Below are 20,573 nucleotides of genomic sequence, written 5' to 3'. Positions count from 1 at the left end.
GTCCTGAGGAAATGTAGAGGTTCGGGTCATCCTCAAAATTAGTCAATTTCACAAATTTTGGAAAATCTTTTACAAAATCTGCATAGGTTATATCTTTGTATCCTGGAAGTGTCCTGGTTAAAAATAGAACGTTCCGTACTGATGTTGCAAAGTTATTTCTACGGCCTTTTTCACTTATTATGGGGCCTGGTAGTAATTTGTGGTATTGACTAATTGAAGTCATAATTCTCTAGGTTTAATGTATCATTTTGATTAGTTCCGTTATTAGAAAAATAGCTATGCCTCCAAACAGGGCCATTAGTATTCCACCGATTACTTTGAGTACTTGGAATGTACGGTTTAGTTCGGCTATGCTTATGGCTAGTTTGTCTTGTGTTTTGTCTAATTTGTTCAGAGTATCTTCTATTTTGTCTTGGTTATGGAATATTGTAGCTACTTGTTGTTCTACAGCTGTGATTCTGCTTTCCTGGAAACATGTTTCGTCATGATGTGGGAATTTGTTGTCCGTCATTTTCATCACTTTCGTATTCGCTTGCGGGGTCGATGTCTACAATATTTTCTTCTTTGTCAGGTTTCATTATTCATCATCCACCTTGACATCGTCCATGTTGTCTTCAGGATATAATTCAGTATCTGCAAATGTTATGTCATTATCTTTTTCAGTTATTTTTGCGATACCAAATTCAAATATATTGTTGAAAATATTGTTTGGCCATTTTGCATCGATTGTTGCAATGACAAAACCTAAGATATATCCGAATATTTCAGCTAACTGTACGGCATCAACTGGTAAATTATATCCATGTGCTGCTGCTCCCGCGATGGTTTTTGTAGCTAGCATTACCAGGATATATTTCACTATGGTTGATCCGTTTCCTATTATATTTTCTGTGTATTTCTTTGACATGTCAATTCACCATTTAATATTATTTTTTATGTGAAATAGTTCCGTCCAGAGTCGAACTGGAGTTTCGGGTTCCAAAGACCCGTGTGATTACCACTACACTACGGAACTAAAAAAGGTGGTTCTGGGGGGATTCGCACCCCCAATTCCCATCAGCTGGGAATTCTCGACTTGTACTATTGAGGTATAACATGAAAAAAAAGATAGAGAATTTTTGCCTTTAAATATATACGTCTGAGCTAACTATCTTATAAAAAAAATAAAAAAATAAAAGCATTGGTCTCCAAATTCCTTTTTTCTCATTAAAAATATTATTTTTGACAGAACCCTTTTTTTTACAGGATGTGATAATAAAAGGAATTGAAAAATATATGATCTTCCCAAAATGGTTTTTAGTTCAAATATATTTTTTTGGAGGATTAAAAATGGAAAACATGAATCCGCTTAATATATAACTTGAAATATAAAACCCTTATAATGTCCAGGCGGATATCAGATTAAAAACATATAAATTTATTTAAGGAGTAAAAATCTTTATGATTGAAAAATTACGAAAACAATAAAACAACACTTGCCCATTTTTTTGTAGTAGATAAAAGATACAAACTTCAAGTAAAAGAATCCTATTTTTGAGTTTCACCAGAGTTTCCCTTATTTTTTCCAGTTTCCTCGAATAGTTCAACTATTGATTTCCGATTATTTGATTCGTGCAGTACCAAACCACATTTTACACAAAACGTCTCTCCCATGTGTTCGTCTAAGAGAGAATAATCTGAAGATTTACAGATAGGACAGAAACTATCTGCGTGTTTCATTTGATATTCACTATTAAGTTTCATCACATCCACATTTTCATAAACCAACCAGGCATTATTTTTACTAAAAACTTATTTGGGAAAATATATATTTTTAATTCCTTCATTATACACTGTAAGAGATAAAAATCAATAAAAATAAATACTGTCAATTGCATATTATTATTTAGAGTTGGAAGTTTTTTTTTGGATTTTTAGGGAAATCCTTTTAGCGTTGTAAATTTGGCTTCCAGCTCATACCTTTTAGCTTGTTTTTGTCTGTTTCTTATTGTATGACCTTCACTGAGTAATACTTTTCCGTTACGTTTTTGGTAAAAAGTATTACTGTTTAGGTGCTGCAAAATTGAGTATAATGTGTATCGGTTATGCAGCTTTTAGTTATACACATTGATGTGTATATAGCTCTTTTTTCCTGGTCTTAATGAGTGTGTATTGATGTGTATACTCCCCAATTTAGTAATACTTTTAACCTAAAAAGTATTATTTTAGATTGAGAAACGCAGCAAAAATATAACTCAAATCAAAAAATAAAGAACCAAAACTTTTAAAACTCAATATTACTAATTAAAATAAAGTAAAATTGAAAATAAAGAAAAATAAGAAACATTTATATATATTAACGTCATATAAATAATATTATGTAACAGGCGGGAAGCTGCGACAAAAAATTATTTTGTCTGGTGGATCTGTTACAAAATACAACGCTAAAAGGAGACTTGAAAAAATGGTTTTAACACTCACAACCGAAGAGTATAAAAAAATTTTGTTTGATCCTTACGGTGACACCACATTAAAAGAACTCGAAGAGGACAAACACAACATCGAAAATGTAGACGATCTATTAAAATTTTTGGGCTTTGCCATAAGTCATAATTATTATACTGGTAGTTACTGGAATTACTTATATAATTTTAATGACGAACTCGAAAAAATTGTTTTATCCCTCAACCTGGACGAAGATTATTTAAAATATTTGACCCATTACGCAGACGCTAAAGGCGATATATTTATTTTTTCAAAATTTGATTTTGAACAATACGCCCCGACAGGTTCCGAACTTGATGACAAAATTAAATTTATTTCCTCCAAGTATGACAGGATATTAACACAAGATGAATTTAACAGCTTTTCAATTATCGATAAATATGACTACGCCCGCGAAGTGTACCAAATCCCCGACGGATTAGACTGTTTCATTGATTATGAAAAAATGTATTATCAGTTAACATGGGATGAAGGAATCGAAGAATTAAACAACGAATCGTTTATATTATTTGACTTGTTGGAATAGTTGCCCCCGCAACTATTCAATATTTTTTTTTGAGAGGTGGCGGACATGATCCAAAAAATTTTAATTTATATCCGTTGGTTATTAATTTGTATGATTTTTGAAGTATTATTATTATACTTCATTTAAATTTTATTTTTTTTCTTTATTTTTCGGCTTTTTTCATATAATTTTTTGCAAACTTTTTATAAATTGGCAATTTATCTAGGGTAAAAGGCAAATTTTTATATAACTTTTTAATTTTTGTTTATTGGCCTTGAATCCTGCGGACGTTCCAGCTATATAAAAAAAGGGTTTGCAAATATTGGCCAGATTCAGCAGCAAAGCCCGCAAAATTATTTTTATAAAAAATTTTTTATAAGTAGATCCATTAAAAATTTGATGTTTTCCAGATTATCGGGAACAATCACCATATTAAAGTATATTTGAAAAAATAATTTTTCTAAATTCGGCCGAATTGGAGCCGAATCCGCAAAAGTATTACTAAGTAATACTTTTTAGGGTAAAAAGCAGTGTTTTTAGGTGAGAAATCGACTATTATTGTATTTTGCATAGAGGTATCTCATGTTTTCTATTCGTATCTCTTCTCTGAGTAAGAGTTTGCGTAAATGCTCGAAGCTCTGGTCTTCATTAGAAATCACAAATTCTGTGCTATACTCTCTTTTCACTGTATATCCTCCTATTAATAAAATTTAAAAGTGTATGTGCAAACTATTTTCCTAGTAATCCTAGTCTGCACATTTCGTTTTCCACTTTTAGTTTTTCGGTTTCCCAATCATCATGTTTATGAGGGCCTAAACCACCAGACCCTAATCCGTAGAATTTGTCACCGCCTCTTTTTTTATTCTTATGGTAACTTTTCATTCGGGCATCAGCGTTTTGTTCAAGTATTCTATTATCGGAACATTTTTTACTGCAATATTTCTGATTACCATGTGTTTTAATGTAAGGTTTACCACAGTATTCACAAGTTGCTATGATTTCATCTTGGTTTTCTTTACTACGGATATATGCAACTCTACTGTTATGCTTATCCTGAAGTTTTTTCATCTCAACCCTACATTCATCACTACAATATTTCTGACTATTCCACCTTTTCACAAATTCTTTACCGCAGCATTTACATCTCATCCCTGCCTGCCTTTACAAATATTTTAATAACACTCAACTTCATCAGGATTAATACCGAACATGTCCACAGCCATATCAATAGCATCACGTGGAGTAGGACCATTTGATACAGGAGTACCATAATTCGGAGCATACTTTTCCCGACCTTCCACATAATCAAATAATAACCATTCGTCAGAATGCGGATTATACAAAACAATATACTTAGGATTCATCATTTTTTCACCTCTGCAAATTCAAACTCATCAATATGCTCAATGATATACTCATGAGCAACACTCGCCAGGAACTGATAACTTAACTTCCTGTTAGTTGCCCTATCATAGAAACATTTAGCCTTTGGATTGAAATCCTGGTAATCAATCAGAATTTCAAGATACCTTCTAACTTTTGTTGGAGATAATTTCCTCATGTCAAGTGTATGATCCAAAATGTCAGTGACCTCTTGAATTACACTTTTGCGATAATTATATTTTCCCGGAAACATTAAATCTTCAAAACAGGTCATAGATTCAGTCACCTCTATAATATTTGCAGTCAGTTAAACCACCGGTAGGATTCGGTTTACCTAATGGATTTAGACAACCTACTTCAAATTCATATTCCTTTTTACTTGGAACTTCTATCATATCGTTACATTCACTGCATAAATGCAATTCAGTAATACTAATATCTTTACACATATTTCATACCTCGTTAACTTTTTTCTTAAATTCAACCCATTGTTCCTTATCAAATAAATAATCAATGTACGGAGTTTCAAGGACAATCTTCCCTTTAGCACGTGGAATCTCTTTCCCATCATACACACTGACACTGAAACTATCAATCCACTTACCATTATAACCCATTATTTAACCCCTAAGTTTTTGAAAATAATCTTCTATTTCCGCTGCTTTTTGTTCTGCAGTTTTAGTTAATTCCACATGGGAAATATACTCACAATCAATAACCTGATTATCTAAAATCAGGCAGCCGTCTTTAAAGAAATAATCATCTCCAGGCTGTATCTCTTCATAATCAATACCAATACCGTCAACTGCAACCGCTTTACCTAATTTTTTAGCTTTATCTAAAAACTCGATTAAAACATCTTCATTCATAATCTACACCTAAATTATCCGCCAATTGTTTCAAAATCATCTGACCAAAAGCTGTCTTTTCATCATGAATACTAGCTTTGATTATATTCTCAACAGAATCCAACAGCTTATTTAACTCAATATTATCTTCATAAATAGCATTCAATCTATTACATATTGGGGCTAAAGCAATAGCACAGTCATTCGCATCTTTAAAAGTTTTGAAACTTATTGTTATAAATTCCCATGTGCCATAATCCTGAACTTCTTTAAGTGTGACGGTATTTGAATCGTCAACTGTAACCTGAAATCTTTTCATTCGGAATCCTCCTGGTGAGGGATTACTTGAATTCTAGTAATGTTTAGAGAATCAGTATTCATCACTAACTCATGGAAGACATGGAACCAACCGTCAATATTGATAATAACCTCCTCAGTACATAGGCCATGAGGGAAATGATCTTTAAATGGATAGTCATTCATGAATACTCTGTTAGTTTCATGGTCAATAAAAACAGTGTGACCCACTAATAAAGAAATAGTAACATGACCACCATTACTTTCAAAATAAAGTGTCCCTGATGAAATAGGCTTATCCATATCATCTATATTTTTAACAATAATCTTCATTTCAAACCAACTCTTTTCCGTTCATACGTTTTACCACAATTATCACAAATTACAAACTCCGTAGTCTCAGTGTAATATGGATATGATGGTAAAATTGCCCCGCATTCACATTTCTTTACCAGAACATTTTTAAATAACCTGAGTAATGTCTCTTGATCCATATCCCTAAATTGTTTTTCAAATTCTTTCATTGCTGTTTTGCCACATCTAGGCGGCTGAGCATACATGATATTTTTCTCAGCCATACCTATCTTCCTTTTTCACTTCAACAATGTCATCTAACATTTTAACAGTATTCCAATAAGCCCGTTCCAATATTGTAGGGTCTTTCAGTTTCAAGTAAGCAGGTGTTACTCTACCTGCCCTACCTTTCCCAGCTACAATGCAATCACATATTAACTCAAGCACATCAATAAGGTTAACATCCAACGGACAGTTAGCGTTCAGGTGGTGGCGTTCCTCAAAGATGTGAGTTTGATACCAATGAGCATTAATGAATTCATCATTAGTATGAGGTTTTAAGACTTCCTCTGCGAATTCATCAAAGTATATGATTTTAGTGAAATCGTGGTCATCACCTCTTTCAATAATCATTTCACCTACTATTCCCATGAGTTGCTGCACATCCGCACGGTGTATAACTGTAGCTTCGTGTAAAGTTTCTTTAGTTAATTCATCATTCGCAGTTCTACTATCTGCATTTTGAGTATTTTTAATTACCATTTTAGTCATCATCTAAGCCTCCTGTAAAAAAGTCATCCTGGCATTTTTGACATATGCCACTTATTTCAAATTCACGTTTGGAGAGATCATCTTTGAAATCATCCATGTTTATTTTTTCACCACAAAATGGGCATTGGTTATTGTCTCTTCTTTCCATTTCTTTAGGAAATAAAGCTCTCATGAGTTCATCATTCATTCCGCATCACCATTCCATGCCCAACATGAAACTAATTCATCAATTAAATAATCAAATAATGTACAGTATTCATTGCTAAAACAATGCCTACATGTAAAACATGTTTTACTCATTAAAATCACCACTATTGTTAATGCAAGCAATTAAAACATCCTTATCAATCTCAGATTCCTGTTTAACCAAATCCAATAAAGCATGTAATTTAGCAAATTGATTAGTTTTATCAATACGCAGCCTATGTTGTTCAGCTAACATTTTACTTAAAACTTCAGCATGTTCACTAGGAATTCTAATAGTAGGTAAAATTCCTAATTCATCTATCATCTCAAATTTATCATCATACATATGTTTTTTAAAACAGAATCTATAACCATCATCTCTGTCAGTCATTCTTGCAACTCCTTTTGGAAATTATCATTCAATTCCAATGCTTTTTTAATCAGTAATAATTGCATTTCCATTTTATGAATTTGGATTTCCTTTTCAACAAACATAGAATTGATATTGTTACATAATACTTCCATATCTGTATCATCATCACAATTGAAAGTATCCAATCCACTTCGGATTTTACCCTTATCAAAAGTTATTTTATCAATCATTCTTGCAACTCCTTAACTGGAAGATGTATCCAACCAATTTCATCATCAAACACATTACCTTTGCTTAATTCTATTAAATCTTCAAAATCTTTACTATCCAAATCATATATGCTTTTAACACCTTGCATTTGTTTTTGTAACTCTTTAAATAAGTTGTAATACATTGTTGAAGATTGTTTTAACTGATCATTCTCTTCGTGGAGAGCATTCAACATAGAAGTTATTCCATCATGATACAGTTCTCTATGGTTTTCCCTATCAAATACTCCCTTATGAATAGTGTAAAATCGTTTTTCAGTCATTCTAACCATCCTAACTTATCTAATGCTTTTCTCATATCAAATCGTATAATATCATAAGCATTTGCTACTACGGGGTCATCTAAATATTTTTGTCTTTGTTCATTTGCAAAATCAAATTCTCTTTTAAGGATACATCTTGCATCTTTATTAGATTGTTTTAAGTATTGATTTTCTTCATGTAACCCATTCAATTTGTCAAGAACGGTTTCTTGACTTATTGGTTTTTTATTATCCCAGATATAACCATCTTCATTCATAGTAAATCGCTTTTCAGTCATATTATCTGACGCTCCTTCTTACACGATCAACAAAATAATCACTATCCTTATCCAATAGGATTAAACATTCAACTATCTCATTCATGTCATTTTTAAAGATTAAAAAGCTTTTACCATTGATTTTATTGGCGGTGACTTCTAAATCCGAAAGAGAATGTCTTTCCTTAACTTCATTTAGTCTGGAGATTAATAATGAAAGTAACATTATATCATCCTCCTGTATCTTTCCTGTCTTTTGTCAAATTCTTTTTTTGCTTTTTTGTCTTTGTGTTGTTCGTATTCAAATTGTATTAATTCCTTGAAGGCCCCTATAAAGCTGCCTACCAGGATGATTAATAGTATTATTGTTATGGCATTCATTGGGTTCTACCTCTTTTTTGTAACCATTCTCTACGTTCTTCTAAGATTTCTGTAATCCATTTCATTTCCAGGATTACATCATTGTAGTCAGACATGTTTTCCATGTCTTCTAATTTTTCCAGTTCGTTTATTGCAGTTGTTATCCTGGTGTGGTAGTGTTTGATTTTTTTGATTTGTTCAGTCATAATTATCACATTGTTATATTAATTCACTTGTTTTGAAAATTCTAAAAAATAAATAAATAAATAAAAAAAATTTCCCCTAAAAAAATTTTCTAGAGAAAAAGTATGACTAGTCATACTTTCATACTTTTCATACTTTTTTCCCAAGACCGCAGATTTTACACTTGAAATACTTGAAATAAAACATGAAGTAAAATTGCAAGTGTAATCATGCAAAATTAACAGTTGCAATTTCTTCACGCTCCAAATAATTTTTCATTTCTTCAAAATTAACATGGTTCCTATCACATTCTTTCTCAAGTTTATTCAAAGGAACAACCCCAATACGGGAATAAATGTAATTAACCCAATCAAGAACACTGTCCCTACTAGATTGTGATTGTTCAAGTTTAACCTCTTCTTTTTCAAGTTCACAAATACGTTTAGTAATTGCTTTCTCTTTAATCTTCAAATCATGCAATTCCTGAACTAATTTGTCTTTTTCATCAGACCCATACAGATCCATAGCTAAAAGTTCATTGATTCTAGTGGAAATCTTCGGATACTTACTTTTGGCCTGTTCATACAAATCGCAATCAATACTGATTCCAATTTTCTTTTTAGTTTGAGCCATTAAACCACATCCTCAATAGGTGTAAAAACAGCTCTAGGATCATCAAGTAAAGCCATGTTAACAAACTTCATGTAGTCAATACATGCCAGAATATGTTTGCATAAGTGATGACCATACATGCAGCCTTTACAATCACATAACCAACCGTTATCAAAATCCCATGTTACCAGGTATTTTTCATTTTGATCACTGTCACTTGGAACTTCAAAAGTGATGCTTTCCTTGTCGGCAAAAATAATAAAAATTTTAGAAGACAATTTATTCGCCTCCTAAATTAATATTATCCAACCAATCCATACATTCCTGAAGTTCTTTTTCATCTTCACAGCGGTCTTGAATACATATCCGCACTAAGTCATTAGTGATTTTACGGCCTCTCATGACAAGTGCATCAATACATTCATCAATGATTTTAGGCATTTCCTTTGGAGCATCCCCACTAGGTTTCAATGGTTTAACTGGCTCAGATATAGGTTTCACTTCAGGTTCCGGTGTAAATTCCAGTATGGGTTCACCAATCAATGGTTCCATTTGCCCACGTGTTTTAGTACAAATATAACTAAAATCTTTTGCAGTGAAACCTTTACCACTATGAATACAGTGAAATTTGTAATCAACCATATTATTGATTAATTCCGCAAATTTACTGGATTCATTGTCTTCAGTAACAATCATATCTTTCTGACCAATGAATATGAAATGAATCTTTGCATGCAATAACACTTTCCAAATCTTCTTAAAGTTTTGTGTACGAACAAGATAAGTTCTACGGGAATCTTTACCTCCTTTTGGCAGTAATAATTCATTCAAGGTACCTACACCATCAATGATTAATGTGTCAAAAGTAGGATGTTTTTCAATATCCCGTATAACTTCAATAACTCCAGAGATAACTTCACGGTCATTTTGCCATTCACAATCAATACGTGGTAATCCAGTATGATTTGTGTAATCAAAATCAATTACAACAGGATGTAACCCACGTGATTCACAGTAAATCTTTGCACCTGTACTTTTACCAGTTCCATCAATACCATAGAAAATTGTTTTCAGGTATCTAGTTTGTGATTCGTCAATGAATTTTAATACCATTTTAAATCACATCCTGTAGATGGTTATATTGTAAACCGCTTTCAGTAGCACTTAATCCAATTACTGAAAATACTAAGCAGATGATTAAAGCTGTTAGTATTGCAAATAAGACAAAATAAATAATAAAAACATTAGCATTTACCCAATCACTAATTCTTTCTTTGATTCTGTCTTCATAGGATACTTCAACTTTTTTCTGTAATCTAACTGGAGAATTCATTTTATAGCCTCCATTTCTAAAAAGTCAAGTGCTAAGTCTATAGGTTCTACGCCACCATCAATAATAACTGTATTGAGATAGCTTTTGCCTAATGGATGATTGTAGGTAGTACAGGTATGGCCTAATTTACTCATAGCTTTCATGAATTTCTGGGTTTGGTTTTTGTAGATTTCCACACCAGGTATGAGTTTACCATCTGATGATCTACCCCAATCTTTGTTTGCTATGTTGTAGCCTTTGTCCATAAATAGTGTGCAGATGATGTAGTTTTCACCGCATTCATCTAGGCAGTAACCTATGGTTCCGCATTCAAAGTCGCAATTTTCACATGCTGTTAGATCTACATCCATGTCATCAAAGTTTGGTAATTCAAATCGTCTGTCGAAGCTCATTTTGAATCACCTTGTTTTGTGGCTTGGAGATAGTTCCAGCCAATCTCTAGGACTGTGTCAACTAGCCCTTCGGATTCTAATTGTTGTTTTACGTTTTCGTCAAATTTTTTCATAATTTCACTCCCTAAGAATTGTCAGGAGTTGCAGCTCCTGAGTATATTCTCATGATTATTAGTTATGAACTTATTAATATATAAATGTTACCTTTTAGGTTTCTTTTTAGATAGTAAATAAAAAGGAAAATTATATATAACCTAACTAACATATTTATTACTATGTAAAAAGAAAGTAGAGGTATGATAATGTTTAAATATAAATCTAAAGTAGGTATAGCAAATAAAAGGTCAAATTCACTAAGAGTAGGTGTTCCAAAAGAAATTGTAAAACTTTTAGAATTAAGTCCTGGTGATTCGGTAGAATGGGATGTTGATGTTACAGATAATGAGATTACAGTAATCACATCAAAAGCAAAATAATTATTTTTTATTTTTTTATTAAAATTGGCTCTTTTTTTAAATATAGCTCTCGCTAACATTGATGATAACTTCTTACTCCATGTAAGACTATTCATTTTGGAATAGGATAAATTTAAATAGTTTTTGCAATATAACTCATATATGGTTACTGAAATAATTTCACTCCCGTGTTTTATTTTTTTGTAACCGAAATTGGGTGAGATGTTGCAGCATCTTTGACCCCAATTTTCTTTTACAAAATCTTTTTTTTTAGATGATCATGAAAGTCATCCAGGTCAAGTTTTCATCCGTCTTCATACAATTATTCGTTATAGTATACTTTATGGTAATCCATTAATAAATGTTTCTATTCAATTTATTTTTAGTTATAATATCTATTGTTCACTATTTTAGAGAATAGGTTAGTAGATTGTTCATAGGGTAAAAATGAAACACATTGTGTTTCATTTTTCGGTGTTCAACAAAAAAACGAACTTATAACAATTTGTGCAATCTGGCCATTTTTTCATCATCAACATCACCCATAACAATTTTCTCCAGGTTATCCAATCTCCTATTAGTTTCATCATTTTGTCTTTTCAATTCAGTATTTTCATTCTCTAATTCAGTATTCTTTTCTTTAGTCACATCTAATTCAGTTCTAACCTTTTCAATTTCCTCAATAACCAAAAAAGGCAAACAACGCATATACTCTTCCTTCAAAGTTTTAGTCTTAATACGAATATATGATTGATGTATAAGGCCCTTTGGAGTTCTGCCCTGTAAAATATCAATCTTGTCACTTGACATTCCAGCTTCATTAAGTTGACTTGCATGATACCTACGCAGCATTTGAGGTGTAAATCTGCTGACACCATTTACCAGACCTAAGTTTAATATGTCATTGGCCTCTCTGAATTGCTTGTTGAAATGCCATGAACTCATATCAAACAATTTATCCGTAACTTCCATATTCTTTCGGGATATAAGATATGTATTAATGGCATGTACAGCTTCAGGGCTTGCAAAAGTAACATAGTTAATTCCTGTTTTTCGTCTGGAAGATTTAAACACTGGAATCACATCAACTTCAGACTCTTCTAATTCCCGTATGGCCTTGTATGGATTATCCAAATGATTATGATATTCCTTTGTGGCCTCCAGGTAATCAGATATTTTCAACCTTAATGTATCTACACGTGATAATCCTGTGCTGGACATTAGTAATGTTGCTGCTTTCAGAATTGGAACTGGCATAAATTCATACAATGTTTGATGGTCTCTCATATTAACATATGAAACATTGCACATGAAATAGTTTTTGATGAAAAATAAATGTTCGATAAACTACAAACGAACAAAAAATAGCAAACGTTAGGTTTTAGGTGGATGCGTTAACCCCACCGCACAGTTTATTGTCACAGATACATGACTTTATATTAGCTAATATTGGGTTTAACAATATACCTCCATTGCTATCATGACCTCACAATGTCAGCATTGCTATGACCGCCACCCTTTTCCTGAGTCGTTACCATACTCAACCCAATAAGTAATCTGTCATACTTATTATTTAAGATTTTCCCAAAAAAAAATAAAGGCCAACTATTCGGAAAAATCGAATAGTTGACCCTACTCAACAGACACTAAAGTTATGCAAATGAAAGATTACTAATCACTTGATACAAGTTATGCTTTATATAGGTCGATGTTTTAAAATTTTTAAATTATGTTTTACATCCAGGTATTTTTCATATTCTCTACTACTTTACCAGATGGTCTAGTGTCGCATCATAGTAAAAAAAATAAGTAAAAGTATGACTAGTCATACTTTGACAATTCGTATTCAATTTCTTTTATTTCATTTTGCAATAAGTTACATTCATCAACAAACTCAGGATGTTGAATTAACTTACTATACTCATCTTGTTTCATTTTTAAAGAATGCTTCAACTGGTTTTTTGTTTGAATTTTCCTTAAAAATGCTTTTGATTTATCAGACATTTAACTATCCCCAGTATCGTTAACCATCCAGGCATCATTAATATTAGTAATTGAAATGACACTTGCACAGATGACACTACCTAAAGGTTTTTCTTTTGCAGCAGCGGAAGCATCAATATTAACCCAATTACCATTTATTTTTATTTGACACCATACATGGCCATATTGACCATCACTGCATTGTACTACTCCTCTTACAATTCTTACATCATAACCCATTTCTTTAAGCACATGATACATTACTTGATTTAAGTCAACACAGTTTCCTTTTTTCCTTGAAATTGTTTGAGATTGTGTTTGCTTATCCTCATAATAAAAATCGTAATAAAAGAAGTTGACAAATACATTATACACATCTTTATAATTTTTTATTGAGGATTTACTGATATTTTCAAGTTTTTTAACTAATGTGCTTGAAAGACTTGATTTAGTATTGAATACTGCATTTGCAAACCAACAAGTGTCAGGCATTCTTTTGTGGGAGTCATAATATACAATAATTTTACTGAATGCAAAATTTGCAAGTCTTACACTTATTTTACCATTAGTTCCAAAAGTAATATAATTTGGTGCTTGATAATCATGTTCTTTATCATTTAACCAATTTAAAGCACGATTTGCAACATCAATATATTTTGCCCGTGAAAGGTTCTCATAAACACCATTACCTGTGCAACTAGGACATGTTTTATAATTTTTAGAAATTGTCACATCTTTTCCAGGATGTTTTACTGCACTTGCTAAAACATAAAGTGTTTCACCTTTATTTAATCCTGGTAGATTTTTTTCTTTCTGGTTTGTTTCAACATGTTTTTTAATAGCTTTTGATCCATTCACTATATCTTTCCATTTTACTATTTTACTCATATTTTCACCTTTTTTTGTGTATTTTTTCTACAAATTAGCCTTTGTATTTTCTGTTAATTGGTAACTTTGGATATGTGTTTCTAGACTTGATTGTCCTGCCTTTATAACTGGCATGACCCCAACAATTACTTTTTTTGGCGTCACAATCTACATCTATACCATTTACTCTTGCAAAGAAATGGCGTTTACCATATTTCTCAGTACCAACGTGAATATACTGACAGGTGTATTGTCTACATACTCCTGTTGCGTCAAGCATTTGTAAAAATAAATCAGTTTGGCAACAACAATTGCCTTTTTTACGTTTCAATGTGGTAGCTGGGGATTGGTAAAATCCTTCACGTTTTTCATGTTTGATATGTTTACCTACCCATTTTGCTATTTTTTTAGCAGCGGCAATTCCTTTACTATTTCCTGCAATGCTTTTAGCTTTTTTCTGTATTTTTGCACTGACCAATCCGGAATATCCATTTCCAGTATTTCCACTGCCTCTGTCAATAGGGGTTCCATTATTCCCTACTACTTTTTGAGTTTCAACTTCTACAACTGTTGTACCGTATTTTCGTTGTCCTTTTTTCAATTCGTAAGCTTTTGCTTTTGTGGTTTTTTTGGATTTGTGTTTGACTTTTAATTTTTTGCTTCCGTCAATAGGTTGGCCTAGACAATTCCATCCTTTTTCACATTTTTTACAGAATATACGGCCTTTAGTGGAACCTGATTCACGGTGTCCTGTGGATGGGAATATCCCGACTTTTTTGGTTTCATTTCCAGCCCAATATATGCTCCAAAACAATTTTTTAGAACCGCAGTATGGACATTTACGTTCAAATATTGTCGCATAGAATGTGTTACCAGAGGATTTTTTACCTATTGCAGCTATTAGTTTGCCGTCAGGGCTTACACCATATTTGGTATAGTATGTGTTTACTTTGCGTCTTTCTTTGACAGTAATTGTTTTTGTTTTTGATTCAATAACTCCGCCCACATTGACTTTAACCCTATTGCTGGTAGCTGCATATTCAGTATCTCCACCAAAATTAGCTTCCACTATATAGTTACCTGGAACTAAATTCAAGTTTATAGTAGCATATCCATTGTTATCGGTTTTCTTTGTGTATATCATGCTGGTTATGGTTTCACTTTCATTTTCTACACTGTAAATTGCAAATGTAACCAGTCTGTCAGGAATGTACTGTATTGAATCCGGATCATCCATGTCATATTCATTGTTAACTAATCTCACGGATAATGTCTCTTTTGCAGGATATTTGTAACTCATATTTGTAGCTGTTATTTCAGTTTGTTTTTGAGCTACCTTTTTGTTAACAGTGAAATTTGTTAGTTCAATTTTATTTTCACCAATATCTAAAGGATTTTTTTCAACTTTACTGACAGTGGCAATTATCATTTTTTCAATGCCTGGTATTTTGATGTAAACTTGATCAAAAACTTCATAGTTATTAAACTCACCATTTACCAGGTTGGCCACATCAAGTTCAATTTTGATTTCAGGATACCTTTTGTCTTTGAGTTTCATACACACATCATTGAAGATTGCGTAAGGATCTTCATCACTTGTTTCAACAGGCCCCGTTTTTGGAGTTGAAACAAGAGCGGATTCATCTATATTGTCACGGTTTCCTTGAATATGCGTATATTCCACACCAGTAACATCATCGTCAGCTACAAAAAGCTCACCATTACTACCTCCAATCTTTGTGAATGGAGCTTTCCAATATGCCGTAGCTACATTGAATTCATAGGATTTGTTGGTTTTGTCTGTCGAATCAGTAGGTTTTATGGGTCTTGCATAATAGTTTTCACTAACATCAAAGTCACCTAAAATATCTAAAGCATCTTCAATGCTGGTAACTGGGTCTTGGTCTGTTCCTGTAACATTCCTTTTTTGAACAATCATCGGAACAACATCCCCTTTTGCGACATCTAATTCAATCCAGTTCTGAATCACTTGATTTAGCTGAGCATATGTCAAATCACTATTTTCAAGAACTGGAGCTATGGCTACATAAGTGTCACTTTCGTCAGTTTCATAAGTGATGTTTTCAGTATTGAATCCTAAATCCAATATCTCTTCATGCACGTCACCTAATTTTGGATATAATGTGTGTGCATATACGATTCTATTTTCATCTGTATCATACATTTCAAAAACAGTACCGTTCGGGATAGTTACATTATGAGTGGTTACTTCAGTATTGTCTACAACGAAATCATCTGTCTGAGGGTCAAGTACATATCTTTTTACTGATAACTCAAGATTATTAACTGTGTAATTAAAAAGGAATTCATAATACTCTCCGTCACTTGTGAATCCTAAAGTTGTAGCTTCCTCTTCAAATAAGATTTCATTTTCAGATTTTAATCTGAATTTGATGTTTGCAGGCACTAAAGGAGTTTCGGCCACATATGTAGGGAAGTTTACAATATCGTCTTTTTCAAAAATATCGTCAGCCACCACATCTGGAGTTGAAGATTCATGATCTCCATCTGTAGGGAACCTGTAGAATAAATGTAATTCCCATTGTTTACTAGTTGATTTTGGATTTAGGAAGTTCAGGAAACAATGAATATCATTATTTTTAACGTCTTTTTCGTATTGAGTTACAAAGACATTGCCTGTTTCATCTTCGATAAATCGTAATAATTCCATTAATGTCATAGTTCCTGTAGGAATGACTTTTTCCATATATGTGGATAAGCATCTTTGGATGATTCCAATCTGGAAGTAATCCCCAAAAAAGTCAAATAATGAGTCATAGTTTATATTGACTGTCCCGTTTGAAGAGGTTACGCTAGTTTGGCTGAAAAAAGCATGGTTTAACTCAACCAGCTTTTCTTCAGCATCAAACACAACATTATTTTCTTTGAATAAATCATTTTCAACAGGAGTATTGATGATGTATAATACATTTGGGACGTATCCGTCAGTTGGAACGTATATCTTATTTCCTATCCGGAATAGGTTTTTGTAATCTTCTATTCCTTTGACATAATATGTTATGCTGACAGTTTTGATTCCATACTCTTCATTGGTATATTTAATGTCTAAGAGATTAGGATCTAAAAAGTCAATGAAATTTTCGTCACTATCTAATATTATAGCATTTGCAACCATACAACCACCTTTTTAGTATCTTTCTGTGAATGAAACAGTTTGAATAATGCAGTTATCACCAGTGAACGCATATTCTTTGTTAATAGTAAACCAGTCATTATTCAAGTCCCCTGCAAAACTAATGTCTTTTTCCTCAATAATGTTAGTCTCAGGATTAAGATAATCTATTATTTTGATTTTACGATTTACACAGTCAATTTGAACTGTGTTGCTGCTTGACCATTCAGTGTAATTGATTTTGAATTTCTGGTCATTCACAGTTTCAACAATCTCTACAATATCTCCTGTAGGGACGATGTTAATAATTGGACTGACTTTTGCAATTCCTTTGTTAACACCACTATATCCTGTGACAGTTTCTTCTTTTGCAAATGCGGTTCCAGATGGAATAGTTAATTTGACTTTGGAAGTGTAATCTGTAACCTGTGGGTCTACATCGAATGGGTCTTCCATGATGTACATGAAATATACGTCTGGATAGATTGAGAATTCTATTCTTTTTTCTATAGGATTGTTTAATTCATCTCTTTCATTTACGAATAGTCTTGATAATTGTCTTAGTAATTCTGTTGTTTCGAGGAGATTGCATCCTCTTATGCTGAATTCTATTTCTATTTCTTTACCTTTGACGTTCATTCTGTATGCGTCATTAGTATCTGTTCCGTCAATTGTGATGTATTTGGTGTCTGTGAGTAATCCTTCGGGGATTTTGACTTTTTGGACAAACATTCCTAAGTGTCTTACATTTTCATTTTCAACTGTGACTTTTAAGAAGTTGGATTTGATTGTAGTAGAATAAATTGTCAATTGCACATTCTTAAATTTAATCTCACCGATGTCATCTGCATTGTTGAAGATGTTATTTACTTCAAGTTGAATACTCCAGTCTTCAATATTAGTCATGTCACTTATATTGAATCCCCATAAATCATATTCCCCACCAATACTAAAGCTTTCATTTTCAGATTCACTGTCAACATCATTAACAATAATAGACCTCTCACCAATTTTACCATTGGAATTCATCAATTTCGCAGATATAACCAGATGATCACTATAATCAATATCACCAGTCAGCTCAATACCACTAATACCAAAAGTATCGGTAACGCCAAAATCGTCACCTAACGGGAGATCATAAAATACCATACAATTCCCCGATTCAAACATATTAATTGTTAAATCGGAACTGTCTTCATTTGACACTAAATTCAAAATAGGAACTGGGAATTGGCCGTTAGGTTCATAACCTTTATATGTGGCAGATTCAATAACGCCTGGCTCAGTGAATTTCACATCATTATCAGAGATATTGCCTTCAGGATAATCTCCTGTGGTTAAAACATATACTGGATAATTCTTATTATATGGGAAATTACATTCTAAGCTCTCAAAAGCATCAACAGTAGATAATGGAATGCTCCAATATTCTGCATTGTTGATAATAGTTTCGTCAGAGATATTGTCATAGTCAGTTGGGTCATACTCATTTTCAACAAGAGTCACGGATTCATTTTCAAAGTCAATCTCATACTCACCAGTGAAAATAACCTCTTCATTGCTGTCATGGAATGCAACTTCTACAATAACATTATTGTTATCCTCTGCTTTGGTAAATACTATGCTGCTTGCAGATTCGGTAGTGTCAACTTCAACACTGGAAGTCACAGTATAACCTGCGAAAGTTACAGGTAAATTCAATGTCGCAGTTACACTATCATTACTAAAGCTGCCAAAACTAGCTATCGTGATTATACTGGATTCAATACGATTATTGAATACTCCTATACGGAAGTTTTTACCCCAATCACGAACATAGATTCCTTCCGTAATTAATTTTATAAAACTTTGCACACTATAAGACACACCATGACCTAGACGATTTATTTCCTCACTACCTAACTTCATTGCAGCGAAATTAGGCACAGTTAAAGATGATGCGGATGGCTTTACGCTTAAATGGATTTTCTTTAAAATGTTTGTACTGTCATTATAATCATATATTACAACAATATATTCTCCAGGAGTAGTACATTTGAATTTATTTTGCATTACCATGTTGTCCAACACATAGTTTAAAGGAGAGTAACCTTGACCTTCTCTAATACATATTTTACTCCAATACCATTGATGGTTCCTACTTAAATAGATGTACATGTCTTCAGTACAATTTTCAGTACTCCACCCTTCCCATTCCTGAATAGTACTGTCAAAACCATTTTCTTTCACAAGACACGCATACATTGTAACAAAATTGCTACTGTATCCAGGAAAACTTAGATCCATGTCAAACTCTTCATTGACTTCAACCTGCTTGATCACTACAGGAGTTTCTACAGGTGCAGCATCGGGGTCTGTAACCGTTTGAGTTTCAGGGGTGTCATCTGGAATATCTGGTGTAATCTCACCTGGCGGACGTGGATAACTATCCCATGTCATACTGCCACTATGGCCACTTGCAATCTCTGAGAATTCAATCTCACATGGAGCATATGAACCCCCTAATGGAATATGTGTTCTTACACATATTACTACACTAACACTTGAACTTGAGCCTATGCCCGTAATCCAGGTAAAGTTTTTACCCGAACCTGCAGGTACACTAATACTTCCAGAACCGCTACTTTTTTCTATAAAATCAACATTCTCACCTAATGTGATATCCACATTGGAACCTAGTTTGGTTTTATTCACATTAGATAAAGTTAATTGAACTAAAGTTTCCTCTCCAGCATATGAAGGCCCAGCTAATTTTCCAGATACACTAAAGTTTGGTGGTGTGTAATCTATGATTATACGGATGTATTTTAATTTTACATAACCTTCCTCATTTTTAGTGTTTGCAGGAAAACTAATTTTAACCCCGAAATCAGCATGATTCATATTGCTGACATAGTGGTCTCCAGTCCATGTGACAATTGTTTTTGTTAATGTTTTAGTCAATGCTTTACCTTTTTTATTGTCACCAGCTATTTTTAATATGTCAAGTGTAGGTTTACCTATACTGATGTTTCCTTCAGTATCTGCCGCATATTCCACAGCGACTTTGTTAATTTTACTACCTGCTGGAAGATTTGCTTTGAAATTTTTAGCTGTGATTGCAGCAGGTGTTTTGCAGGTTCCACTTTTTTTTGCTATTTTGTTTGTTTTAGCATAGGTATTATTAGCATTTTTCAAGTTTGCTAGGTTATTGAAACTTTGTATGTTATTCCCACTACTTTGTGAAAGTGAATGAGGGTATAATGTTTTACTAGCCAATTTTTTTCACCTCTTTTTTTTTGGTTTGGATCTATTCTAAAAA

Annotated in this window: 34 protein-coding genes and 1 tRNA gene; 2 read left to right on the top strand and 33 right to left on the bottom strand. The window is 32.8% G+C overall.

Annotation, left to right across the window (positions count from 1 at the left end; genetic code table 11):
- The 5 genes from ACJMLO_RS10060 to ACJMLO_RS10040 form a co-directional block, all read right to left on the bottom strand.
- Positions 1-223, bottom strand: a 223-nt coding sequence (locus ACJMLO_RS10060) for a hypothetical protein (RefSeq protein ID WP_405296423.1), incomplete at its 3' end; no start/stop codon positions are given.
- A gap of 12 nt (positions 224-235) precedes the next feature.
- Entirely contained in the window at positions 236-511 is a 276-nt protein-coding gene (locus tag ACJMLO_RS10055) for a hypothetical protein (RefSeq protein WP_405296421.1), read from the bottom strand.
- 66 nt (positions 512-577) lie between these two features.
- Entirely contained in the window at positions 578-907 is a 330-nt protein-coding gene (locus tag ACJMLO_RS10050; protein ID WP_405296419.1) for a hypothetical protein, read from the bottom strand.
- Between the two features lie 36 nt (positions 908-943).
- Positions 944-1,015 (bottom strand) — tRNA-Gln (locus tag ACJMLO_RS10045).
- Between the two features lie 512 nt (positions 1,016-1,527).
- Entirely contained in the window at positions 1,528-1,719 is a 192-nt protein-coding gene (locus ACJMLO_RS10040; protein WP_405296417.1) for a TFIIB-type zinc ribbon-containing protein, read from the bottom strand.
- 673 nt (positions 1,720-2,392) lie between these two features.
- Between ACJMLO_RS10040 and ACJMLO_RS10035 the strand changes: the two genes are divergently transcribed.
- A complete protein-coding gene (locus ACJMLO_RS10035) occupies positions 2,393-3,010 on the top strand; it encodes a hypothetical protein (protein WP_405296415.1) in 618 nt (205 codons plus the stop codon).
- Positions 3,011-3,718: 708 nt separating this feature from the next.
- Here the strand turns inward: ACJMLO_RS10035 and ACJMLO_RS10030 are convergent.
- From ACJMLO_RS10030 to ACJMLO_RS09920, 23 genes are all read right to left on the bottom strand, one after another.
- Entirely contained in the window at positions 3,719-4,108 is a 390-nt protein-coding gene (locus tag ACJMLO_RS10030; RefSeq protein ID WP_405296413.1) for a hypothetical protein, read from the bottom strand.
- A 53-nt stretch (positions 4,109-4,161) separates the two neighbouring features.
- Positions 4,162-4,356 (bottom strand): hypothetical protein, encoded by a 195-nt coding sequence (locus ACJMLO_RS10025; RefSeq protein WP_405296411.1) that lies wholly within the window; start codon positions 4,354-4,356, stop codon positions 4,162-4,164.
- Positions 4,353-4,646, bottom strand: coding sequence for a hypothetical protein (locus ACJMLO_RS10020; protein WP_405296409.1), 294 nt, complete (start codon positions 4,644-4,646; stop codon positions 4,353-4,355). Before ACJMLO_RS10020 ends, ACJMLO_RS10025 begins: the two co-directional genes overlap by 4 nt.
- Before the next feature lie 4 nt (positions 4,647-4,650).
- Positions 4,651-4,821 (bottom strand): hypothetical protein, encoded by a 171-nt coding sequence (locus ACJMLO_RS10015; RefSeq protein ID WP_405296407.1) that lies wholly within the window; start codon positions 4,819-4,821, stop codon positions 4,651-4,653.
- Positions 4,822-4,824: 3 nt separating this feature from the next.
- Positions 4,825-4,989, bottom strand: coding sequence for a hypothetical protein (locus tag ACJMLO_RS10010; protein WP_405296405.1), 165 nt, complete (start codon positions 4,987-4,989; stop codon positions 4,825-4,827).
- 3 nt (positions 4,990-4,992) lie between these two features.
- On the bottom strand, positions 4,993-5,241 hold the full coding sequence (locus tag ACJMLO_RS10005) for a hypothetical protein (RefSeq protein ID WP_405296403.1): 249 nt from the start codon (positions 5,239-5,241) through the stop codon (positions 4,993-4,995).
- On the bottom strand, positions 5,234-5,539 hold the full coding sequence (locus ACJMLO_RS10000) for a hypothetical protein (RefSeq protein ID WP_405296401.1): 306 nt from the start codon (positions 5,537-5,539) through the stop codon (positions 5,234-5,236). Before ACJMLO_RS10000 ends, ACJMLO_RS10005 begins: the two co-directional genes overlap by 8 nt.
- Positions 5,536-5,850, bottom strand: coding sequence for a hypothetical protein (locus ACJMLO_RS09995; RefSeq protein WP_405296399.1), 315 nt, complete (start codon positions 5,848-5,850; stop codon positions 5,536-5,538). Before ACJMLO_RS09995 ends, ACJMLO_RS10000 begins: the two co-directional genes overlap by 4 nt.
- Positions 5,847-6,095, bottom strand: coding sequence for a hypothetical protein (locus tag ACJMLO_RS09990; protein ID WP_405296397.1), 249 nt, complete (start codon positions 6,093-6,095; stop codon positions 5,847-5,849). The genes ACJMLO_RS09995 and ACJMLO_RS09990 overlap by 4 nt, the downstream gene beginning before the upstream one ends.
- Entirely contained in the window at positions 6,088-6,585 is a 498-nt protein-coding gene (locus tag ACJMLO_RS09985; RefSeq protein ID WP_405296395.1) for a hypothetical protein, read from the bottom strand. Before ACJMLO_RS09985 ends, ACJMLO_RS09990 begins: the two co-directional genes overlap by 8 nt.
- Positions 6,575-6,769: a hypothetical protein gene (locus tag ACJMLO_RS09980; protein ID WP_405296393.1), complete on the bottom strand. Its 195-nt coding sequence runs from the start codon at positions 6,767-6,769 to the stop codon at positions 6,575-6,577. Before ACJMLO_RS09980 ends, ACJMLO_RS09985 begins: the two co-directional genes overlap by 11 nt.
- Positions 6,770-6,874: 105 nt before the next feature.
- Positions 6,875-7,159: a hypothetical protein gene (locus ACJMLO_RS09975; protein ID WP_405296391.1), complete on the bottom strand. Its 285-nt coding sequence runs from the start codon at positions 7,157-7,159 to the stop codon at positions 6,875-6,877.
- A complete protein-coding gene (locus tag ACJMLO_RS09970; protein ID WP_405296389.1) occupies positions 7,156-7,371 on the bottom strand; it encodes a hypothetical protein in 216 nt (71 codons plus the stop codon). The genes ACJMLO_RS09975 and ACJMLO_RS09970 overlap by 4 nt, the downstream gene beginning before the upstream one ends.
- Positions 7,368-7,673 carry a hypothetical protein gene (locus ACJMLO_RS09965; RefSeq protein WP_405296387.1) on the bottom strand — a complete coding sequence of 102 codons (306 nt, stop codon included), beginning with the start codon at positions 7,671-7,673 and terminating at the stop codon, positions 7,368-7,370. Before ACJMLO_RS09965 ends, ACJMLO_RS09970 begins: the two co-directional genes overlap by 4 nt.
- Entirely contained in the window at positions 7,670-7,951 is a 282-nt protein-coding gene (locus ACJMLO_RS09960; RefSeq protein ID WP_405296385.1) for a hypothetical protein, read from the bottom strand. The genes ACJMLO_RS09965 and ACJMLO_RS09960 overlap by 4 nt, the downstream gene beginning before the upstream one ends.
- Before the next feature lies 1 nt (position 7,952).
- Entirely contained in the window at positions 7,953-8,156 is a 204-nt protein-coding gene (locus tag ACJMLO_RS09955) for a hypothetical protein (RefSeq protein ID WP_405296383.1), read from the bottom strand.
- On the bottom strand, positions 8,156-8,311 hold the full coding sequence (locus tag ACJMLO_RS09950; RefSeq protein ID WP_405296381.1) for a hypothetical protein: 156 nt from the start codon (positions 8,309-8,311) through the stop codon (positions 8,156-8,158). Before ACJMLO_RS09950 ends, ACJMLO_RS09955 begins: the two co-directional genes overlap by 1 nt.
- Positions 8,308-8,496 carry a hypothetical protein gene (locus ACJMLO_RS09945; RefSeq protein ID WP_405296379.1) on the bottom strand — a complete coding sequence of 63 codons (189 nt, stop codon included), beginning with the start codon at positions 8,494-8,496 and terminating at the stop codon, positions 8,308-8,310. Before ACJMLO_RS09945 ends, ACJMLO_RS09950 begins: the two co-directional genes overlap by 4 nt.
- 205 nt (positions 8,497-8,701) lie before the next feature.
- A complete protein-coding gene (locus ACJMLO_RS09940) occupies positions 8,702-9,106 on the bottom strand; it encodes a hypothetical protein (RefSeq protein ID WP_405296377.1) in 405 nt (134 codons plus the stop codon).
- A complete protein-coding gene (locus ACJMLO_RS09935) occupies positions 9,106-9,363 on the bottom strand; it encodes a hypothetical protein (protein WP_405296375.1) in 258 nt (85 codons plus the stop codon). Before ACJMLO_RS09935 ends, ACJMLO_RS09940 begins: the two co-directional genes overlap by 1 nt.
- Before the next feature lies 1 nt (position 9,364).
- Entirely contained in the window at positions 9,365-10,198 is an 834-nt protein-coding gene (locus tag ACJMLO_RS09930) for an AAA family ATPase (RefSeq protein WP_405296373.1), read from the bottom strand.
- Position 10,199: 1 nt separating this feature from the next.
- Positions 10,200-10,418: a hypothetical protein gene (locus tag ACJMLO_RS09925; protein ID WP_405296371.1), complete on the bottom strand. Its 219-nt coding sequence runs from the start codon at positions 10,416-10,418 to the stop codon at positions 10,200-10,202.
- Positions 10,415-10,810, bottom strand: a complete 396-nt coding sequence (locus tag ACJMLO_RS09920) for a hypothetical protein (protein ID WP_405296369.1) — start codon at positions 10,808-10,810, stop codon at positions 10,415-10,417. The genes ACJMLO_RS09925 and ACJMLO_RS09920 overlap by 4 nt, the downstream gene beginning before the upstream one ends.
- A 302-nt stretch (positions 10,811-11,112) precedes the next feature.
- Between ACJMLO_RS09920 and ACJMLO_RS09915 the strand changes: the two genes are divergently transcribed.
- Positions 11,113-11,286, top strand: coding sequence for an AbrB/MazE/SpoVT family DNA-binding domain-containing protein (locus ACJMLO_RS09915; protein WP_405296367.1), 174 nt, complete (start codon positions 11,113-11,115; stop codon positions 11,284-11,286).
- A gap of 474 nt (positions 11,287-11,760) precedes the next feature.
- Here the strand turns inward: ACJMLO_RS09915 and ACJMLO_RS09910 are convergent, their stop codons facing one another.
- The 5 genes from ACJMLO_RS09910 to ACJMLO_RS09890 all read right to left on the bottom strand — a co-directional run bounded on the left by ACJMLO_RS09910 (position 11,761) and on the right by ACJMLO_RS09890 (position 20,530).
- Positions 11,761-12,522 carry a hypothetical protein gene (locus ACJMLO_RS09910; RefSeq protein ID WP_405296365.1) on the bottom strand — a complete coding sequence of 254 codons (762 nt, stop codon included), beginning with the start codon at positions 12,520-12,522 and terminating at the stop codon, positions 11,761-11,763.
- A 564-nt stretch (positions 12,523-13,086) separates the two neighbouring features.
- The gene (locus ACJMLO_RS09905) at positions 13,087-13,269 is read right to left on the bottom strand and encodes a hypothetical protein (RefSeq protein WP_405296363.1); all 183 of its coding nucleotides are present in this window, start codon (positions 13,267-13,269) and stop codon (positions 13,087-13,089) included.
- Positions 13,270-14,136 carry a transglutaminase domain-containing protein gene (locus ACJMLO_RS09900; protein ID WP_405296361.1) on the bottom strand — a complete coding sequence of 289 codons (867 nt, stop codon included), beginning with the start codon at positions 14,134-14,136 and terminating at the stop codon, positions 13,270-13,272.
- A 34-nt stretch (positions 14,137-14,170) separates the two neighbouring features.
- Positions 14,171-17,272 carry a transglutaminase domain-containing protein gene (locus ACJMLO_RS09895; protein ID WP_405296359.1) on the bottom strand — a complete coding sequence of 1,034 codons (3,102 nt, stop codon included), beginning with the start codon at positions 17,270-17,272 and terminating at the stop codon, positions 14,171-14,173.
- A 12-nt stretch (positions 17,273-17,284) separates the two neighbouring features.
- Entirely contained in the window at positions 17,285-20,530 is a 3,246-nt protein-coding gene (locus ACJMLO_RS09890) for a hypothetical protein (protein ID WP_405296357.1), read from the bottom strand.
- Positions 20,531-20,573 lie beyond the last annotated feature (43 nt).

Origin of the sequence: Methanobrevibacter sp. (assembly GCF_045120835.1) — an archaeon.
In the GTDB taxonomy this organism is placed as follows: Archaea; Methanobacteriota; Methanobacteria; order Methanobacteriales; family Methanobacteriaceae; genus Methanocatella.
The sequence above is the reverse complement of the archived record's forward strand: the minus strand, read 5'-3'. Positions and strand labels throughout refer to the sequence as shown.

Excerpts from the sequence above, each read along its gene's own strand:
- ACJMLO_RS10050 (WP_405296419.1), bottom strand. The coding sequence starts at position 907 with ATGTCAAAGAAATACACAGAAAATATAATAGGAAACGGATCAACCATA.
- ACJMLO_RS10040 (WP_405296417.1), bottom strand. The coding sequence starts at position 1,719 with ATGAAACACGCAGATAGTTTCTGTCCTATCTGTAAATCTTCAGATTAT.
- ACJMLO_RS09940 (WP_405296377.1), bottom strand. The coding sequence starts at position 9,106 with ATGGCTCAAACTAAAAAGAAAATTGGAATCAGTATTGATTGCGATTTG.
- ACJMLO_RS10020 (WP_405296409.1), bottom strand. The coding sequence starts at position 4,646 with ATGACCTGTTTTGAAGATTTAATGTTTCCGGGAAAATATAATTATCGC.
- ACJMLO_RS10015 (WP_405296407.1), bottom strand. The coding sequence starts at position 4,821 with ATGTGTAAAGATATTAGTATTACTGAATTGCATTTATGCAGTGAATGT.
- ACJMLO_RS09930 (WP_405296373.1), bottom strand. The coding sequence starts at position 10,198 with ATGGTATTAAAATTCATTGACGAATCACAAACTAGATACCTGAAAACA.
- ACJMLO_RS09945 (WP_405296379.1), bottom strand. The coding sequence starts at position 8,496 with ATGACTGAACAAATCAAAAAAATCAAACACTACCACACCAGGATAACA.
- ACJMLO_RS09895 (WP_405296359.1), bottom strand. The coding sequence starts at position 17,272 with ATGGTTGCAAATGCTATAATATTAGATAGTGACGAAAATTTCATTGAC.
- ACJMLO_RS09960 (WP_405296385.1), bottom strand. The coding sequence starts at position 7,951 with ATGACTGAAAAGCGATTTACTATGAATGAAGATGGTTATATCTGGGAT.
- ACJMLO_RS09980 (WP_405296393.1), bottom strand. The coding sequence starts at position 6,769 with ATGAATGATGAACTCATGAGAGCTTTATTTCCTAAAGAAATGGAAAGA.
- ACJMLO_RS10000 (WP_405296401.1), bottom strand. The coding sequence starts at position 5,539 with ATGAAAAGATTTCAGGTTACAGTTGACGATTCAAATACCGTCACACTT.
- ACJMLO_RS09995 (WP_405296399.1), bottom strand. The coding sequence starts at position 5,850 with ATGAAGATTATTGTTAAAAATATAGATGATATGGATAAGCCTATTTCA.
- ACJMLO_RS09975 (WP_405296391.1), bottom strand. The coding sequence starts at position 7,159 with ATGACTGACAGAGATGATGGTTATAGATTCTGTTTTAAAAAACATATG.
- ACJMLO_RS09910 (WP_405296365.1), bottom strand. The coding sequence starts at position 12,522 with ATGCCAGTTCCAATTCTGAAAGCAGCAACATTACTAATGTCCAGCACA.
- ACJMLO_RS10010 (WP_405296405.1), bottom strand. The coding sequence starts at position 4,989 with ATGGGTTATAATGGTAAGTGGATTGATAGTTTCAGTGTCAGTGTGTAT.
- ACJMLO_RS09965 (WP_405296387.1), bottom strand. The coding sequence starts at position 7,673 with ATGACTGAAAAACGATTTTACACTATTCATAAGGGAGTATTTGATAGG.
- ACJMLO_RS09970 (WP_405296389.1), bottom strand. The coding sequence starts at position 7,371 with ATGATTGATAAAATAACTTTTGATAAGGGTAAAATCCGAAGTGGATTG.
- ACJMLO_RS10055 (WP_405296421.1), bottom strand. The coding sequence starts at position 511 with ATGACGGACAACAAATTCCCACATCATGACGAAACATGTTTCCAGGAA.
- ACJMLO_RS10005 (WP_405296403.1), bottom strand. The coding sequence starts at position 5,241 with ATGAATGAAGATGTTTTAATCGAGTTTTTAGATAAAGCTAAAAAATTA.
- ACJMLO_RS09950 (WP_405296381.1), bottom strand. The coding sequence starts at position 8,311 with ATGAATGCCATAACAATAATACTATTAATCATCCTGGTAGGCAGCTTT.
- ACJMLO_RS09985 (WP_405296395.1), bottom strand. The coding sequence starts at position 6,585 with ATGATGACTAAAATGGTAATTAAAAATACTCAAAATGCAGATAGTAGA.
- ACJMLO_RS09900 (WP_405296361.1), bottom strand. The coding sequence starts at position 14,136 with ATGAGTAAAATAGTAAAATGGAAAGATATAGTGAATGGATCAAAAGCT.
- ACJMLO_RS09990 (WP_405296397.1), bottom strand. The coding sequence starts at position 6,095 with ATGGCTGAGAAAAATATCATGTATGCTCAGCCGCCTAGATGTGGCAAA.
- ACJMLO_RS09955 (WP_405296383.1), bottom strand. The coding sequence starts at position 8,156 with ATGTTACTTTCATTATTAATCTCCAGACTAAATGAAGTTAAGGAAAGA.
- ACJMLO_RS10025 (WP_405296411.1), bottom strand. The coding sequence starts at position 4,356 with ATGATGAATCCTAAGTATATTGTTTTGTATAATCCGCATTCTGACGAA.
- ACJMLO_RS09915 (WP_405296367.1), top strand. The coding sequence starts at position 11,113 with ATGTTTAAATATAAATCTAAAGTAGGTATAGCAAATAAAAGGTCAAAT.
- ACJMLO_RS09905 (WP_405296363.1), bottom strand. The coding sequence starts at position 13,269 with ATGTCTGATAAATCAAAAGCATTTTTAAGGAAAATTCAAACAAAAAAC.
- ACJMLO_RS09925 (WP_405296371.1), bottom strand. The coding sequence starts at position 10,418 with ATGAATTCTCCAGTTAGATTACAGAAAAAAGTTGAAGTATCCTATGAA.
- ACJMLO_RS09920 (WP_405296369.1), bottom strand. The coding sequence starts at position 10,810 with ATGAGCTTCGACAGACGATTTGAATTACCAAACTTTGATGACATGGAT.